General features: G+C 67.1%; 18 protein-coding genes. 7 read left to right on the top strand and 11 right to left on the bottom strand.

What is annotated here, in order from left to right; all coding sequences use genetic code 11:
* Both VK533_RS11355 and VK533_RS11350 read left to right on the top strand, forming a co-directional pair.
* The coding region (locus tag VK533_RS11355; protein ID WP_324377676.1) for a hypothetical protein at nt 1-343 on the top strand (343 nt) is incomplete at its 5' end.
* Between the two features lie 10 nt (nt 344-353).
* Complete coding sequence (locus tag VK533_RS11350) at nt 354-767, top strand: hypothetical protein (RefSeq protein ID WP_324377674.1); 414 nt, start codon at nt 354-356, stop codon at nt 765-767.
* A 9-nt stretch (nt 768-776) separates the two neighbouring features.
* On the opposite strand, the gene ligA is transcribed toward VK533_RS11350, so the two are convergent.
* Nucleotides 777-2,867 (bottom strand): NAD-dependent DNA ligase LigA, encoded by a 2,091-nt coding sequence (gene ligA, locus VK533_RS11345; RefSeq protein WP_324377672.1) that lies wholly within the window; start codon nt 2,865-2,867, stop codon nt 777-779.
* A 31-nt stretch (nt 2,868-2,898) separates the two neighbouring features.
* Complete coding sequence (locus VK533_RS11340; protein WP_324377670.1) at nt 2,899-3,813, bottom strand: LysR family transcriptional regulator; 915 nt, start codon at nt 3,811-3,813, stop codon at nt 2,899-2,901.
* Between the two features lie 116 nt (nt 3,814-3,929).
* Between VK533_RS11340 and VK533_RS11335 the strand changes: the two genes are divergently transcribed.
* From VK533_RS11335 to galE, 3 genes are all read left to right on the top strand, one after another.
* Nucleotides 3,930-4,628 carry a pirin family protein gene (locus VK533_RS11335; protein WP_324377668.1) on the top strand — a complete coding sequence of 233 codons (699 nt, stop codon included), beginning with the start codon at nt 3,930-3,932 and terminating at the stop codon, nt 4,626-4,628.
* Nucleotides 4,629-4,651: 23 nt separating this feature from the next.
* On the top strand, nt 4,652-5,251 hold the full coding sequence (gene wrbA, locus VK533_RS11330) for an NAD(P)H:quinone oxidoreductase (RefSeq protein WP_324377666.1): 600 nt from the start codon (nt 4,652-4,654) through the stop codon (nt 5,249-5,251).
* Nucleotides 5,252-5,366: 115 nt separating this feature from the next.
* Nucleotides 5,367-6,383 carry a UDP-glucose 4-epimerase GalE gene (galE, locus tag VK533_RS11325; RefSeq protein WP_324377664.1) on the top strand — a complete coding sequence of 339 codons (1,017 nt, stop codon included), beginning with the start codon at nt 5,367-5,369 and terminating at the stop codon, nt 6,381-6,383.
* Between the two features lie 15 nt (nt 6,384-6,398).
* Here the strand turns inward: galE and VK533_RS11320 are convergent, their stop codons facing one another.
* The 6 genes from VK533_RS11320 to VK533_RS11295 form a co-directional block, all read right to left on the bottom strand.
* A complete protein-coding gene (locus VK533_RS11320; RefSeq protein WP_324377662.1) occupies nt 6,399-6,914 on the bottom strand; it encodes a DUF1697 domain-containing protein in 516 nt (171 codons plus the stop codon).
* A 16-nt stretch (nt 6,915-6,930) separates the two neighbouring features.
* Entirely contained in the window at nt 6,931-7,275 is a 345-nt protein-coding gene (locus tag VK533_RS11315) for a VOC family protein (protein WP_414712300.1), read from the bottom strand.
* A gap of 10 nt (nt 7,276-7,285) precedes the next feature.
* Nucleotides 7,286-7,963: a transcriptional repressor LexA gene (gene lexA, locus VK533_RS11310; RefSeq protein WP_324377660.1), complete on the bottom strand. Its 678-nt coding sequence runs from the start codon at nt 7,961-7,963 to the stop codon at nt 7,286-7,288.
* Nucleotides 7,964-8,087: 124 nt separating this feature from the next.
* Nucleotides 8,088-8,879: an indole-3-glycerol phosphate synthase TrpC gene (gene trpC / locus VK533_RS11305; RefSeq protein ID WP_324377658.1), complete on the bottom strand. Its 792-nt coding sequence runs from the start codon at nt 8,877-8,879 to the stop codon at nt 8,088-8,090.
* Nucleotides 8,879-9,871 (bottom strand): anthranilate phosphoribosyltransferase, encoded by a 993-nt coding sequence (trpD, locus tag VK533_RS11300; RefSeq protein ID WP_324377655.1) that lies wholly within the window; start codon nt 9,869-9,871, stop codon nt 8,879-8,881. Before trpD ends, trpC begins: the two co-directional genes overlap by 1 nt.
* A complete protein-coding gene (locus VK533_RS11295) occupies nt 9,868-10,455 on the bottom strand; it encodes an aminodeoxychorismate/anthranilate synthase component II (protein ID WP_324377653.1) in 588 nt (195 codons plus the stop codon). The genes trpD and VK533_RS11295 overlap by 4 nt, the downstream gene beginning before the upstream one ends.
* A gap of 303 nt (nt 10,456-10,758) precedes the next feature.
* On the opposite strand from VK533_RS11295, the gene VK533_RS11290 reads away from it, so the two are divergent.
* On the top strand, nt 10,759-11,079 hold the full coding sequence (locus tag VK533_RS11290; RefSeq protein WP_324377651.1) for a hypothetical protein: 321 nt from the start codon (nt 10,759-10,761) through the stop codon (nt 11,077-11,079).
* A 4-nt stretch (nt 11,080-11,083) separates the two neighbouring features.
* Nucleotides 11,084-11,950: an OmpA family protein gene (locus VK533_RS11285; protein ID WP_324377649.1), complete on the top strand. Its 867-nt coding sequence runs from the start codon at nt 11,084-11,086 to the stop codon at nt 11,948-11,950.
* Between the two features lie 132 nt (nt 11,951-12,082).
* On the opposite strand, the gene VK533_RS11280 is transcribed toward VK533_RS11285, so the two are convergent.
* From VK533_RS11280 to VK533_RS11270, 3 genes are all read right to left on the bottom strand, one after another.
* Nucleotides 12,083-13,495, bottom strand: coding sequence for a glycoside hydrolase family 125 protein (locus VK533_RS11280; RefSeq protein WP_324377647.1), 1,413 nt, complete (start codon nt 13,493-13,495; stop codon nt 12,083-12,085).
* The gene (gene trpE, locus VK533_RS11275; RefSeq protein WP_324377645.1) at nt 13,492-15,015 is read right to left on the bottom strand and encodes an anthranilate synthase component I; all 1,524 of its coding nucleotides are present in this window, start codon (nt 15,013-15,015) and stop codon (nt 13,492-13,494) included. The genes VK533_RS11280 and trpE overlap by 4 nt, the downstream gene beginning before the upstream one ends.
* Nucleotides 15,016-15,019: 4 nt before the next feature.
* Nucleotides 15,020-16,452, bottom strand: a 1,433-nt coding sequence (locus VK533_RS11270; RefSeq protein ID WP_324377643.1) for a peptidylprolyl isomerase, incomplete at its 5' end; no start/stop codon positions are given.

The raw sequence follows: 16,452 nt of genomic DNA, 5'->3' as shown, positions 1-16,452 counted from the left end.
CATGCTCGCCAGGAAGGCGGCGCACGAGTCTGTCGAGATCCCGATCGAAGACGGGATCGACGAAGTGTCGTTGGCGCTCCAGGCGGAGGCCTGGGGGCGGAGCGGCCGCAGCAAGGTCGCCGCCACGCACACTGGGGGCCGGCCGGTCCGCTCGCGTCACGGGCTGATCATCATGGCGGACGGCGAAGCACAGGCCGGCAGCTATATCATCCAGCCGACCACCCTGCCGGCCGTGCCGCAGTTCGAGGCGACGCTCGCGGAAATGGAGCGTCGTTATGGGGTAGGCGCCGGTCGCCTGGTCAAGGTGGCGATGGAATATGACACGCCGCTGCGCGCCGATTGAGGGGATTTCCATGGACGCCCGCGCCTGCCTCATTGGTATAACGCTCGCCGTGGCGGTCGCGGCGTTCGCGGCGCTAGCCGGCTTCGACCGCGACAGAAGCTTCTATCCGACGCTCCTGATCGTCATCGCATCCTGTTACGTCCTGTTCGCCGCAATCGGGGCCGGCGCGCCGATAATCGGCTGGGAAACGGCCGGTCTGTTTCTGTTTGGCGTGGCCGCGATCATAGGGTTCAGGCGCAACCTTTGGATCGTGGTCGGCGCGCTCTGCTGTCACGGCATGCTCGACGCCATCCACGATCGGCTGATCATGAATCCCGGGACGCCGGGTTGGTGGCCCGTTTTCTGTCTCGCCTTCGATGTGACCGCCGCGGCGTGCCTGGCCTGGAGGATAAGTCGTCCCGGGCACGCCGCTCGGTCGATCTGACTTCCAGGATCAGGGGGCGGCGGCACCGGCGTTGGCGACGATCGCGTTCCATTCGGCTTCGTCGATCACGCGCACGCCCAGTTCCTTCGCCTTCTTCTCCTTCGAACCCGCGCCGGGCCCGGCGATGACGAGGTCGGTCTTGGCGGACACCGAGCCGGACACGCGCGCGCCCAGGCTCTCGGCCTGCGCCTTGGCTTCGTCGCGGCTCATCGTCTCGAGCGAGCCGGTGAAGACGACGATCTTGCCGCTGACCTCCGATTCGCGGACGTCGTTGACGAAAGGAATCGGGTGGCATTCGCTCAGCAGATCGTCCCACGCTTCGCGATTGTGCGGTTCGGCGAAGAAGTCGACCAAAGCCTCGGCCACGACCGGGCCGACGCCATCGACCGCCTCGATCTCAGCGCGGGCGGCGGGATCGTCGTGCGCGGCGGTGGCGACCTCGGCGATATGTTCGACCGTGCCGAACGCCTTCAGCAAATCGCGCGCGGTGATCGAGCCGACATGGCGGATGCCGATCCCGAACAGGAAGCGCACCGGATCGGGATGGCGTTTCTCCTCGATCGCGGCGAGCAGATTGGCCGCCCAGACCCGCCCGTCCTTCTTGCGCGGAAGCAATTGCTCCTCGGTCAGGCGGAAGATGTCGGCGGGCGAATGGATCAGGCCGTCGTTGAAGAAATCCTCGATCTGCTGGAAGCCGAGCCCGCGGATATCGAGCGCGCCGCGCGAGCAGAAATGGATCAGCCGCTCGACCCTTTGCGCCGCGCAGATCAGGCCGCCGGTGCAGCGATAATCGACCTCGCCTTCCTCGCGTTCGACCGCCGAGGCGCAGACCGGGCAGATTGTCGGAAAGATCCACGGCGCGCGCGCTTCGTCGCGGGTGAGATTCTCCACGATCTGCGGGATCACGTCGCCCGCGCGCTGCAGCACGACGCGGTCGCCCGGGCGCACGCCGAGCCGCTCGATCTCGTCGGCATTGTGGAGGGTGGCGTTGGTGACGACGACGCCGCCGACCGTGACCGGCTCGAGCCGCGCCACGGGGGTGAGCTTGCCGGTGCGGCCGACCTGGATGTCGATCGCGCGGAGCGTGGTCTGTGCCTGCTGGGCCGGGAATTTGTGCGCGATCGCCCAGCGCGGCGCGTGGCCGACCTGGCCGAGGCGATCCTGCCAGTCGAGCCGGTCGACCTTATAGACGACGCCGTCGATATCGTATTCGAGGTCGGCGCGCTGCGCCTCGATCATGCGGTAGCGCGCGAGCGCGCTCGCCACATCGGGGCAGCGGACGCGGAGCGGCGTGCCGCCGAAGCCCCAGCCGCTGATCGCGTCCATCACCTCGGTCTGAGTCGCGCCGGGCAGGCCCGAATGCTCGCCCCAGCCATGGAAGATGAAGCGCAGCGGCCGCGTGGCGGTAACACTCGCATCCTTCTGGCGGAGCGATCCGGCGGCGGCGTTGCGCGGATTGGCGAACTGGCGTGCCTTGCTCTCGTCGCCGGCTTCGCGCGCCTCGTCGAGCAGGCGCTGGTTGAGCGCGGTGAAATCGGCCTTGGCCATATAGACCTCGCCGCGCACCTCGAACAAATCGGGCGCGGTCGGCGGCAAGGTCTGGGGGATGCCCTTCACGAAGGCGGCGTTAGGCGTCACATCCTCGCCGATCGCGCCATCGCCGCGCGTTGCGGCCTGGACCAGCCGGCGATTCTCATACCGGAGCGAGCAGGACAGGCCGTCGATCTTGGGTTCGGCGGTCAGCACCACTGGCTCGTCGTCGCCGAGCCGCAGGAAGCGGCGGACGCGCGCGACGAATTCGGTGACGTCCTCGTCGGAAAAGCCGTTGTCGAGGCTCAGCATCGGCCGCGCGTGGCGGACCTTGGCGAGCGGGCCGCTCGGCGTCGCGCCGACCTTCACCGACGGACTGTCCTCGCGCACCAAGTGCGGGAAACGCGCCTCGATCGCGGCGTTGCGCCGCATCAGCGCATCATAATCCGCATCCGAAATCTCGGGCGCGTCCTGATCGTGATAGAGGCGGTTATGGTGCGCGATCTCGGCGGCGAGACGCTCGAGTTCGGCGGCGGCTTCGGCTTCGGTCAGCTCGGCGGGATCGGCCATGCGGAGCGCTTTCCATGCGCTCCGTTTCGGGTCAACCGTCTTGCGCCCACGCCGCCTTGGCGAAGCGCTTGGCGAGATAGTCGATCAGCACGCGCACACGCGCTGGGCGCAGCGCATTGGGCGGCGTCAGCAGGTTGAGCGCGATCGGGTGGATCGACCATTCGGGCAAAATCTGTTCGAGCCGGCCCTCCGCCAGTTCGCGCCACACGAAGAAATCGGGCAGCATCGTGATGCCCAGCCCCGCGCAGACCGACGCCACGAAGATGTCGCCATTGTTGGATCGTATGCGCCCGTGCAGCGGCACCGCATATTCCCCCTCCTGTGCATGATGCAGCCGCCAGATTTCGGGATTGGGCACGCCGGTATAGATCATCGTCAGATGGTCGACGAGCTCGCGCGGATGCTCGGGCCGGCCATATTTCTCGAGATAGGCGGGCGCCGCGACCATCGGCGTGCGGATCGCGCACAGCCGGCGCGCGCGCAGGCTCGAATCGGCCAGAGCCGCGATGCGCAACGCCATGTCGAACCCGTCACCGACCAGATCGACCAGTGCATCGCTCAAATGCAGATCGAGATTCACCTCGGGATATTTTTCGAGGAATTCGGGCAGGGCGGGCGCCAGATGTTTCATGCCGAACGACATCGGCGCCGCGATCCGCACCATGCCGCGCGGCTGTTCGGCCTGATCCGATGCCTCGGCCTCGGCGGCCTCGCCCTCGGCGAGGATGCGCGCCGCGCGCGTAAGCGCCGCCTTGCCGGTCTCGGTCAGCGATAGCCGGCGCGAGGTACGGTGGATCAAAGGCGCCCCGAGCCGCTGCTCGAGCCGCGCCACCGCCTTGGATACGGTCGGTTTGGACAGGCGCAATTCGCTTGCGGCGCGCGCGAAGGAGCCGGTCTGCGCTATCTTGGCGAAGATCGCCCAGGCATCGAAATCGGGCAGGCGCATATCGTCGATCCATAAAGTTTTGGAACCGGTGGCTTGCCTTCAATGCTGTTTTCTTAGCCGTCCAGTCAACTATCTAGGAATGGACGCCGGACACAGGTTCGGCCCGGAGATACGATATGATCGACGTCCGCCCTTTCAACACGCTCGGCGCCGCCAACCATGGCTGGCTTGACGCGCATCACCATTTCTCATTCGCCGATTACTATGAGCCCGGCCGGATGAACTGGGGCAATATCCGCGTCTGGAACGACGATGCGATCGCGCCCAAGACCGGCTTTCCGGCGCACCCGCATTCGGACATGGAGATCATTACCTATGTCCGCGAAGGCGCGATCACGCACCAGGACAGCCTCGGCAACAAGGGCCGCACCGAAGCGGGCGACGTCCAGGTGATGTCGGCCGGCAGCGGGATCACGCATGCTGAATATAATCTGGAGGACGAGACCACCCGCCTGTTCCAGATCTGGATCGTGCCGAGCCAGCGCGGCGGCAAGCCCAGCTGGGGCGCGCGGCCTTTCCCCAAGGGCGACCGTTCGGGCAAGTTCGTCACGCTCGCCTCGGGTTTCGCCGAGGATGGCGAGGCGCTGCCGATCCGCACCGAAGCCCGTGTGCTCGGCGCCACGCTCAAGAAGGGCGAGACGACCGAATATCCGCTTGGCGCGGAACGCCACGCTTATCTCGTACCCGCCACCGGCAAGATCGAGATCAACGGGACGCTCGCCAATGCCCGCGATGGCGTCGCGATCAGCGACACCGAAACTTTGTCCGTCACCGCGCTCGAAGATGCCGAGCTGGTGATGGTCGACGCCGCCTAAATCCGTTTTCAGGGAGACACGTGATGAGCAAGGTTCTGGTCCTTTATTATTCGAGCTACGGCCATATCGAGAAGATGGCCGAGGCCGTCGCTGCAGGTGCCCGCGAAGGCGGCGCGCAGGTCGACATCAAGCGCGTTCCCGAAACGGCGCCGGTCGAGGTCGCCAAGGCAGCCTATTTCAAGCTCGACCAGGACGCGCCGATCGCGAAGATCGAGGATCTCGCCGATTATGACGCGGTGATCCTCGGTATCCCGACCCGCTTCGGCCGGATGCCGGCGCAGATGGCGGCTTTCCTCGATCAGGCCGGCGGCCTGTGGCTGAGCGGCAAGCTCAACGGCAAGGTCGGCTCGGTGTTCGCATCGACCGCGACCCAGCATGGCGGGCAGGAGACGACCTTGTTCTCGGGCATCACCAACCTGCTGCATTTCGGCATGGTGATCGTCGGCCTGCCCTACGGCTTCCCCGGCCAGATGGGCCTGACCGAGATCCATGGCCTGTCGCCTTACGGCGCGACCACGATTTCGGGCGGCGACGGCAGCCGTCAGCCGAGCAAGATCGAGCTGGAAGGCGCGCACTTCCAGGGCAAGCATGTCGCGGAGATCACCAACAAGCTCCACGGTTAAAAGTTAGAGGCCGGGTTCGCCCCCCTACCCGGCTTCGCCCCGGCCCGTCGTCCCCATCCCTGCGGGGGCGACGGGCCATTGTTTTTGGGCCGCTGTTTCGGGCATGGCTTGCACCATGAGCGACGCACCCAAGCCTTTCCCCGTGATGGTCACCGGCGGCGCCGGTTATATCGGCAGCCATGCGGTGCTGGCCTTGCTGGATGCGGGCTGGCCGGTGGTGGTGGTCGACAATCTCGCTACCGGCTTCCGCTGGTCGATCCCCGATACGGCGACCTTCGTGCAGGGTGACGTGGCCGACGTGCAGCTGATGACCGAGGTGATCCGCGAATATCGGATCGGCGCGATCCTCCATTTCGCGGGCTCGCTGCTGGTCCAGGAATCGGTCGACGATCCTCTCAAATATTATCGCAACAACACCGCCGCGAGCCGCGCGCTGATCGAAGCGGCGGTGGCCGGTGGTGCCAGGCATTTCGTCTTTTCCTCGACCGCGGCGACCTATGGCGTGCCAGAGATGGTGCCGATCCCGGAGGGTGCGCCCAAGGCGCCGATCAATCCATATGGCCGCTCGAAGCTGATGACCGAGGAAATCCTCGATGACGCGGCGAGGGTGCACCCGTTCAATTATTGCGCGCTGCGCTATTTCAACGTCGCCGGCGCCGATCCCCAGGGGCGGTCGGGCCAGTCGACGCGCGGCGCGACCCACCTGATTCACATCGCGGCCGAGGCGGCGACGGGCAAGCGCGCCCACGTCAACGTCTATGGCACCGATTATGCGACGCCCGACGGCACCGGCGTGCGCGACTATATCCATGTCAGCGATCTGGCCGACGCGCATGTCCATGCGCTCGAGCATCTGATCGGCCATCCGGGCGACAGCCTGACGCTCAATTGCGGCTATGGGCATGGTTATTCGGTGCTGGAGGTGCTCGACACGGTCGATCGCGTCACCAATCATCCGATCGAACGGAAATTGGTCGGGCGGCGGCCGGGCGATCCCGATGCGCTGGTCGCGGACAATCGCGCGATCCTGTCTACGTTGCCATGGCGGCCGCGCTACGACGATATCGGCCAGATCGTGACCGACGCTTTGTCGTGGGAACGCACGCTGCGCGAGCGCGGCCTTAGCAGCTGAGCTGGGGACGGCGACTCAGTCGAGCGCCGCCGCCATTTCCGCGAGCTTGGCGATCGTGTTCATGTTGCGCGCGGTCCCGGCCTTGGCCGCCGGGATGACCAGGCGCGACTCCCCTTGGCCGTCGCTGTAAAAGACGTAGATTGCGTGCTGACCCAGGCGCATCTCCTCGCCCCCGACATTCTTCGCGGCATCGAGCGCGTCGGCGGGGATCGGGCCGTCGATGAAGATGGCGACGACGCGATTGCCCGGTTTGTCGGCGAATGGATTGCGCGCGAGCGTATCGGCCATTTCCGCAGCGGTGCGCACCATCACCCCGACCGGTTTGCCGGCATAAGCCTCAAGCGCGGCCTCGATCGCGGTGCGAACCGCCTCTTCGGGCTTGGTGCTGGTGAAGACGACGTTGCCGCTGGCGATATAGGTGCGGACCTGATCGAACCCGGCCGCCTCGCACATCGCCTTCAATTCGGTCATCGGCAATTTGCCGGTGCCGCCGACATTCACCGCGCGGAGCAGGGCGACATAGGCCGTCATAATAGGGCTCAAACCTCTAGTCCGGCTTGTGCGCCGCGAGTTCGTTGCCGTCGGGGTCGCGGAAGTGAAAGCGGCGCCCGCCCGGAAAGGAGAAGATCGGCTTGGTGACGCTGCCGCCCGCCGTCTCGACCGAGGCAAGCGTCTCCTCCAGATCGTCGACCTGGATCACGATCAGGGGCGCCGCCGTGCGCTCGGCCGGATCGGCCTGCAGCCCGATATCGACGTCGCCGGTGAGCGTGCAGGCATAGGTCGGGCCGAAGCCGGTCATGCTCCAGCCGAACGCCGATCCGTAGAAAGCCTGCGCGGCGGCGACATCCGCCACCGGCAGCTCGAAAAAGTCTGGACGCGGCAGTTCGGCCATTTCAGAAACCTCAGTAACGACGCAGCAGGCCCGCGAGCTTGCCCTGGATACGGATCTGGCCGGGACGATAACGCTGCGGATCGTAGGAGCGGTTGGCCGGATCGAGCCGGATCATCGAGCCTTCGTGGCGGAAATATTTGAGCGTCGCTTCGCTGTCGTCGATCAGGGCGACCACGATCTCGCCATCGCGCGCGGTGTCGGCCTTGCGGACGAGCGCATAATCGCCGTCGAGAATGCCGGCTTCGACCATCGAATCGCCGGCCACTTCCAGCGCATAATGCTCCCCCGGACCGAGCAAAGCGGCGGGGACGGACAGGCTGCTCTGCCCCTCCAGCGCCTCGATCGGCATGCCGGCGGCGATGCGGCCGTGCAGCGGCAGTTCGAGTATGTCGTTGGCGGCCGGCGGCACCACGCGCGATGGCGGCGTCTGGATATTGGGCTTGGCGGCCGGCGCGGACGTCGGCGCCTTCATCTGTTCGGGCAGGCGCAGGATTTCGAGCGCGCGCGCGCGATTGGGCAGGCGGCGGATGAAATTGCGCTCCTCCAAAGCCGAGATCAGGCGATGCACGCCCGATTTGGACTTGAGATCCAGCGCTTCCTTCATCTCCTCGAACGAGGGCGAAACGCCGGTCTCGTTCAGACGCTCATTGATGAAGTGGAGCAGCTCGTGTTGCTTGCGCGTCAGCACAATATTTCCCCTGTTCAAAAGAACGGACAGGGAACTTTTAGGAAACGTTACGGGGTAAGTCAAGCGATGTGGAACATATCCACGCTTTTATCCACAGCGTCGCCGCCGCGGTGCGTACGCCTGCTCATCCGCCCCTAAGCAGCATTCGCGTAGCAGCCTCGATGTCGGGCTGCCGCATCAGGCTTTCGCCGACGAGGAAAGCACGGACACCATTCGCCGCCATCGCCTCGAGGTCGGCATGGCTGCCGATCCCGCTCTCCGCGACGAACAGGCAATCGGCGGGTGCGCGTGAAACCAGTTCGTAGGTACGCGCGAAATCGACGCTGAAATCGCGCAAATCGCGATTGTTGGCGCCGATCAGGCGCGACTTGAGGGTAAGCGCGCGGTCGAGTTCGGCCGCGTCGTGCACCTCGACCAGCACGTCCAGGCCGCGCTCGATCGCGGCGGCCTCGATCTCGGCCATCTGGGTGTCCTCGAGCGCGGCGACGATGATCAGGATCGCGTCGGCGCCGAGCGCGCGCGCTTCGGCCACCTGCCACGGATCGACCATGAAATCCTTGCGCAGACAGGGCAGCGAACAAGCGGCGCGCGCGCTCACGAGATAGGCGTCGGCGCCCATGAAATAAGGTTCGTCGGTCAGCACCGACAGGCAGGCAGCGCCGCCCGCTTCATAGGCCAAAGCATGGGCCGGCGGATCGAAATCGGCGCGGATCAGCCCCTTGGAGGGCGAGGCCTTCTTGATCTCCGCGATCAGGGCGAACCCGTTGCGGGCTTTGTTCTCCAGCGCCCGACGAAACCCGCGCGGCGCCGTTTGCCTGAGCGCAGCGGCGTCGAGATCGGCGATCGTGCGCGCGGCTTTGGCGACGGCGACGTGCGCGCGCTTGGTTTCGAGGATCTCGGTCAGGCGGTTGGCCATCAGAAAGCGACCCAGCAATTGAGCAGCGCGTTGGCCAGCCCCTTGTCGATCGCCTCGGCGGCCTCTTCCACGCCCTCCCGCAAGGTCGCCGCTTCGCCCGCGACGACCAAAGCCGCACCGGCATTGAGCAGCACCGCGTCGCGATAGGCGCCGGTTTCGCCCTGGAGCAAAGCGCGCAAAGCGGCGGCATTATAGACCGCGTCGCCGCCGCGGATCGCGTCGAGACCGTGGCGGGCAAGGCCGGCATCTTCGGGCACGACGCATCGGTCAAAGGCGCAGAGGCCAACCGGCACGGTGCGGCTCGGGCCGGCGATCGACAGTTCGTCGAGGCTTTCCTCGCCCGACACGACCAAGGCCGCCTCCGCGCCGAGCAATTCGAGCGCCTGCGCGACCGTCTCCAGATAATCGACGCGGGCGACGCCCAGTAATTGGCGCGTCACGCGCGCCGGATTGGCGAGCGGGCCGACGATATTGAAGATCGTGCGCCGCCCGATCGCGCGGCGGATCGGCGCGAGCCGGCCGAGCGCCGGATGATGCTTCTGCGCGAACAGGAAGGCGATGCCGAGATCGGCGAGGCTTTCCTCGGCACGGGCGGAGGCGCGGTCGAGATCGAGGCCGAGCGCTTCGAGCGTATCGGCCGCGCCCGCCTTGGACGACGCTGCGCGATTGCCATGCTTGGCGACGGGCACACCGCACGCCGCGACCACGATCGCGACCGCGGTCGAGATATTGAGGCTGTGCGCGCCGTCGCCGCCGGTGCCGCATACGTCGATCGCGCCCTTGGGCGCCTGGACCTCGATCATGCGGGCGCGCAGCGCACGCGCGGCGGCGGCGATCTCGACGCTGGTCTCGTCGCGGATCGTCATCGCGGTCAGGAAATCGGCGATCGCCTGATCGTCGACCTTGCCGTCGAGGATGTCGGCGAAGGCCTGCTCGGCCGTCTCGTGATCGAGCGGTGAGGTCGGATCGGGCAGGAGCGCCAGCGTCGTCATGCGCGCTGGGCGACCTTGATGCCGGCGAGGCCCATGAAATTGGCGAGCAGATCATGGCCATGTTCGGTGGCGATGCTCTCCGGATGGAATTGCACACCGTGGATCGGCAAAGTGGCGTGGCGGAAGCCCATCACCGTGCCATCGTCGGTATGTGCGTTGGCGATCAGCGTGTCGGCCGCATTCTCGACCACCAGCGAATGATAGCGCGTCGCGGTGAAGGGCGAAGGGAGGCCGGCGAATACCCCGCTGCCGTCGTGGATCACGGGCGAGGTCTTGCCGTGCATCAAAGCCTTGGCGCGCACCACCGTGCCGCCGAAATGCTGGCCGATCGCCTGATGGCCGAGGCACACGCCGAGCAGGGGCCTGTTCTGATCGGCGCAAGCCTCGACCAGCTCGAGGCTGATGCCGGCTTCGTTGGGGGTGCAGGGGCCGGGCGAGATCAGGAAGGCCTGCGCGCCCGACGACATCGCCTGGCCGACGCCGATCGCGTCGTTACGGACGACCTCGACTTCGGCGCCCAGCTCCTGGAGGTAATGGACCAGGTTCCAGGTGAAGCTGTCATAATTGTCGATGACCAGGATCATGGCTTGGCGACCTAGGCACGCGCGGCGGCGAAGGCAATCAGCGCCGCGCTTGGGATCGGGCAAGCCGTGCTATGCGTTGCCCCTTCGCAACCTGAGCGGGTCATCCGCGCCTGGTATCTCGCCTAAATATCGCCGGAAAAACGAATAAGTCCCACGCCGCTTCAATTAAATTACGCTGTCGAAATGATGTGCCTTCAATAAGTCATCATAAAGCACGGAACTTCCCGGCCTGCTGCTGCATTGTGCCGATCGTCCCCCGGACATGCAGGAGACTTTATGTCCATTGTGACGAAATCTATTATTTTGACCGCGCTGATTGCGGTCGCGATACCGGCCGCAGTCGAAGCCAGCGATCGCGAAGATGCGCGCATCGCGATTGCGCAGGCGCGCGCCAGGATCGAAGCCGGCGACAGGGCCGGTATCAACGGTCCGGCCGCTGACGCGCAGGCCCGGGCCCGTGCCGCGCTCGACGACGCGCAGGCCGAATTCCACAATCATCATGAAGATCGCGCAATGGCGGCGGCGCATCGTGCCAGCTCGCTCGCCGATCTCGCGCTCGCCACCGCGCAGGCGCGGGAAGCCGACGCCCAGCGTCAGGTCGCGATCGCCACACCCCAGGAGTAAGACCATGACCAAATTTGCCATTCGCCTGATGGGCGCTGCGGCGACGCTTGCCATCGCCATCCCGGCGTTCGCGATGAGCCATGCCGACCGCGCGATCGTCGAAACCTATCGCGACAAGATCGCGGTCGCCCGTGCCGAACCCGGCGTCGCCGCCCACGGCGTCGATGCGCTGGCCAAGGCGAGCGCCGAACTGCCGCTGCTGGCGCAGGCGCTCGACGATCACAAGACCCGCCGGGTCGCCGAACTGACCTCGGACATCGACACCCAGATCGAGATCGCGCGCACGCGCACGCATGCGGCAATGGCGCAGCGCGACGCGGCGACGATCGGTGCGGCCAAGGCCGAAGCCGCCGATGCGCGTGCGGATGCCGCCGCGGCACAGGATGCGGCCGCGAGCGCGCAGGTGGATGCGGCGACGCAGGCCGCCAATGCCAGCAATGCGCGCGCCGAGGCCGATCGGCTCAGGAGCGCGATGGCCGATTATCAGATGAAGCAGACCCAGTTCGGCGCGACGCTCGTGCTGCAGGATGTGGTGTTCGAGACGGGCAAAGCCGATCTCAAGCCGGGTGCGTCCGATCGGTTGCGTCCGCTGGCCCAATATCTCCAGGCCAACCCCAACGTGCAGGTGCGGATCGACGGCCACACCGATGCGCAGGGGTCGGAGACGATGAACCAGCAATTGTCGGAAGCGCGCGCGGGTTCGGTCCGCGCGGCACTGGCGTCGATGGGCGTCGATCAGGCGCGCATCCAGGCGATCGGCCACGGCAAGGGCGATCCGGTCGCCGACAACAAGACCGAAGCCGGCCGCCAGCAGAATCGCCGGGTCGAGGTGACCCTGGTCGGCCAGCCGGCAAGCGCGTTCGGCGCCTGAAGAATTTCCTTGGGGAATAGGGAGGGGGCGCCCCGCGCTTCCTCCCTTTTTTACATCTGAGAGTTGAAGCCGTACCGGCCCGCACCCCCACCCGGCCGGTGCGGCCAAGTTCGGCGGATGCCGAACCGCACATCAAAGGCTGCGGAGCAAAGCCGGCCGTTCGGTCGCGACCTTGAGCACCAGCTCGCCGAATAAGGTGTTCGCCCAGGCGAACCACGGCCGCGAATATTGCGAGGGATCGTCGGGATCGAAGGCTTCGTGGATGAAGCCCGTGCCCGCATCGGTCGCGGCCAGCATCCGCAACGCGGCGGCAATCTCGGCATCGTCGCTGCAGGTGAGCGCGCGCATCACGATGGCGATCGGCCAGATGCGGTTGCCCGGCGTGTGCGGACTGCCAACGCCCTCGGCATAGCGGCCTTTGCGGAACCAGGGATTGTCCGCGCTCAGCACGAAATCCCGCGTGGCGCGGTAGAGCGGGTCGTCCGCTTTGCACCAGCCGAGATAGGGTAGCGACAACAGGTTCGGGACGTTGGCGTCGTCCATCAATATATGGCCGCCAAAGCCGTCCACCTCATAAGCCCAGATGGGGCCGTGGCGCGGATGATCGACCACGGCATATCGGCTGACCGCGTCCGCGACCTCGATGGCCATCGCGCGGCACTCGGCGGCGAAGGCCTTGTCGCCGGTGATCGCCTGCATCTCCGCCAATTGGCGCAGCGACACCACCGCGAACATATTGGCGGGCACGAGGAAGGGCAGGATCGCGGCGTCGTCGGACGGACGGAACAGCGATACGATCAGCCCGACCGGCACGATCGGATTGCCGTAACCGCCGCCCGGCGCAGTGTCGGGCTGCCAGCTGGTCTTGCGCTGAAAATGATACGGCCCGCGACCCGCCTTGCGCTGCTGGACGCGGAACGTGTCGACGATCAGCCGCGTGGCACGCCGCCAGTCCGCGCCGAAAGGCGAAATGTCCCCGGTCGCCCGCCAGTAACCGTGCGCGAGGCGGATCGTGTTGCACAGCGAATCCACCTCCCACTTCCGCTCATGGAGGCCGGGCTTCATCTCGGTATCGTCGCTCGCCCATTCGGAGACGGTCGCCGCATCCTTGTTGAAGGCGTTGGCATAGGGATCGATCAATACGCACGCCGACTGGCGGTTGATCACGCCCGCGATCAGCCGCTGCAGCCGCGGATCCTGCTTGGCGAAGCGCAGATAGGGCCAGACCTGCGCGGTGCTGTCGCGCAGCCACATCGCCTCGATATCGCCGGTCAGCACGAATGTGTCGGGTTGGCCTAGACGGTCATCGAACTCGACGGTCGTGTCGAGTGTGTCGGGGAAGCAGTTCGCGAACATCGTGCCGATTTTCTGCGCGACGGCGCGGGGGCCCATTTTGGCGCGCACATCGGCGATGGCGCGTTCGATCGCAGGGCTGCTGAAGCGGCGTTGTGCTGGTCCCGGCCGCCCATGCGCGATCGGAATGTCCGCCGCGCCCATCGTCGCCAGTGCGATGCCGCCGCCAAGAAGCGCGCGGCGGCCGATCATTGCCCGAACCCGGCCTCGCTCGCACGGGCGACCGCTTCGCGCGCGGCCGCGAACAAGGCGCCGGCCTTGGCCTCGCATTCCTTCTGTTCGGATACGGGATCGCTGTCGGCGACGATGCCCGCGCCCGACTGGACGTGCATCACACCGTCCTTCACCACGGCGGTGCGCAGCACGATGCAGCTGTCCATACTGCCATCGGGCGAGAAATAGCCGACGCCGCCGGCATAGGCCCCGCGCGTCTCGGGTTCGAGTTCGGCGATGATCTCGCACGCGCGGACCTTGGGCGCGCCCGAGACGGTGCCCGCCGGGAAGCCCGCGAACAACGCATCGAGCGCATCCTTCGAGGGATCGAGCCGGCCGACCACGTTCGAGACGATGTGCATGACGTGGCTATATTTCTCGATCGTATAGCTGTCCGTCACCGCGACCGTGCCGCGCTCCGCGACGCGGCCGACATCGTTGCGGCCGAGATCGAGCAGCATCAGATGCTCGGCGCGCTCCTTGGGATCGGCGAGCAGCTCGTCGCGGTTGGCGGCATCCTCGGCGGCGGTTTTCCCGCGCGGGCGCGTGCCCGCGATCGGGCGGATCGTGACCTCGCCGTCGCGCACCCGCACCAGGATTTCGGGCGACGATCCGATCAGCGCGAAGCCGGGCAGATCGAGATGGTAGAGGAACGGCGACGGATTGATCCGCCGCAGCGCGCGATAGAGATCGAACGGCGGCAGCGGGAAGGGCGTCGTGAAGCGCTGCGCCAGCACCACCTGAAAGATGTCGCCCGCCGCGATATATTCCTTCGCCGCGGCGACCATCTCGCCATAGCGGCCGGGCGCGAGTTGCGGCTCGGGCGCGGGCAAAGCGAGCGCGCCCGGATCGCGTCGCTGCTGCGGGACCGCGCCGGCAAGCTGCGCCGCCGCCGCCTCGATCCGCTCGACCGCGCGCGCGACCGCGTCACGCGGCTCGGGATTGCCCGGCCACACCGGCGCGACCAGGAACAGGGCGTCCGCCAGCCGGTCGAACACCAGGATCAGGGTCGGCCGCACGAACAGCATGTCGGGCAGATCGAGCGGGTTGGGCGCCGGGCGCGGCAAGGTTTCGACCAGCCCGACCGTCTCGTAGGCGAAATAGCCGACCAGGCAGGCGAGCGCGGACGGCAGGCCTTCGGGCACTTCGGCCCGGCATTCGGCGACGAGGCTGCGCAGCGCCCTGAGCGGGCCGCCCTCGACTGGTTTGAACGCATCGCGGTCGAGCAGCCAGTCGCGGTTTATCTCCGCACCGATGCCGTTGGCGCGGAAGACGAGGTCGGGGGCGAGGCCGAGCAGGCTGTAGCGCCCGCGCGTCGCGCCATCCTCGACCGATTCGAGCAGGTAATCGCCCCGGCCCGGCTCGATCAGCTTGAGCGCGGCGGCGACCGGCGTCTCGGTGTCGGCGAGCTGGCGCCGCCACACCAGAGCCGGCCGGCCGGCGGCGAGGCTGTGGACCGCAGTGACGTCGTGATCGGCGTCCCCGCCCGCTGCGGCCACGATCTTACTGGCCGTTGCCGCGCAGCTGCTGCTCGAGCGCGGCGAGCGCGGCGGGGTTGCGCTTGACCTTGATCTCGTTGCGCGCGGCGGAGGCGAATTGCTGGGCATATTCGTCGCCCAGGCTGCGCTGCAGCTCGCCCCGGGTCGCGCCGATCACCATCGGCAGCGCCTGGGGATCGCCGGGCGCGATCTGGTCGAGCCGCACGATGAACCAGCTGCCATTGGGCCCCTGGACCAGGTCGCTCTTGCCCGGCGCGAGCCGGAACAGGACCTTGATCGGCGCGGGCACGTCGGCGCCGGCGCGCGCCAGCTGGAGTTGGGTCAGCGCGATCGGCCGGGGCGCTTCCAGACCGGCGGCGGCAAAAGCGGCGGCGGCGGGCTGGCCGCCATTGATCTTCGCCAGCACCGCCAAAGCGACGCCCTTCGCGCGATCGACCGCCTTCTGGAAGACCATGTCCTGCGCCACGCGCGGCTTGATCTGCGCCAGCGGCAGCGGTGCCGCCGGCACCACGCTCGCCACGCTCAGCAAGGCGAAGTGGGTCGGATCGATCGGCTCGACCGTCGGTTCGTCGTCGGCGGTGGTATCAGCCGCCGCCTTCAGGAGGACCGCGATCGTCGCGTCCGGCTTGTAAGCGGCGTCGGTCGGCGCGGTACCGTTGGGCAGCAACGGCGGCGTCGTCACCACCTGCAGCTTATGCTTGGCCGCGACCTCGTTGAAGCTGGCGCCGTCATTGACCGCATCGCCGGCCTTTTCGACCACGTCGGCGAGCGCCGCGTCATTCTTTGTCTTGGCGAGCGCGGTGCTGATTTCAGCGCGCGCCTGATCGAGCGAGCGGGCCGGAACCTTGGCGATCGCCTCGACATGCGCGATCGCCCAGCCGAGCGCGGTCTTGACCGGTGCGGTGTTGCCGGCGGCCGGAAGCGCGAACGCGGCGTCGGCCAGCGGCTTGCCGTCGCTGCCGGCAAACGCATCGTGCGCCACCGCGCCGACATTGATGTCCGACGCGGCGAGGCCGGCCTCGGTCGCGGCCTGGGCAAAGCTGGTGCCCTTGGCCAGTTTGGCGGCGAAGCTCCTCGCGGCGTTTTCGTCGGGCAGGACGACGCGCTGCAAAGTCCGCGTCTCGTTCGCGGCATATTTGGCGGCGTCGGTCTTATATTGCGCGGCGATCTCGGCCTCGGTCGGCGCGGGCGCGGTCACCGTCTCCGGCCCGATCAGCGCGTAGCGGAGCGCGCGACGCTCGGGCAGCGAGTAACGGGCGATATGCGCCTTGTAGAAGGTTGCGATGTCCGCATCGGTCGGTGCGGCGATGCCGTCGGGCTTGGCGGTAACCACGCCGATCACGCCCTGGCGCTGGTCGATCACGAGCTGGGCATAAGCCCGCAGCACGCCATCGGGCGCGCGCACGCCGGCCATGATCGGATTGAGCACCTGGCGGC

This window comes from Sphingomonas sp. (assembly GCF_035317925.1).
Lineage (GTDB): Bacteria > Pseudomonadota > Alphaproteobacteria > Sphingomonadales > Sphingomonadaceae > Sphingomonas_I.
This window is presented reverse-complemented; position numbering and strand designations above follow the sequence as displayed.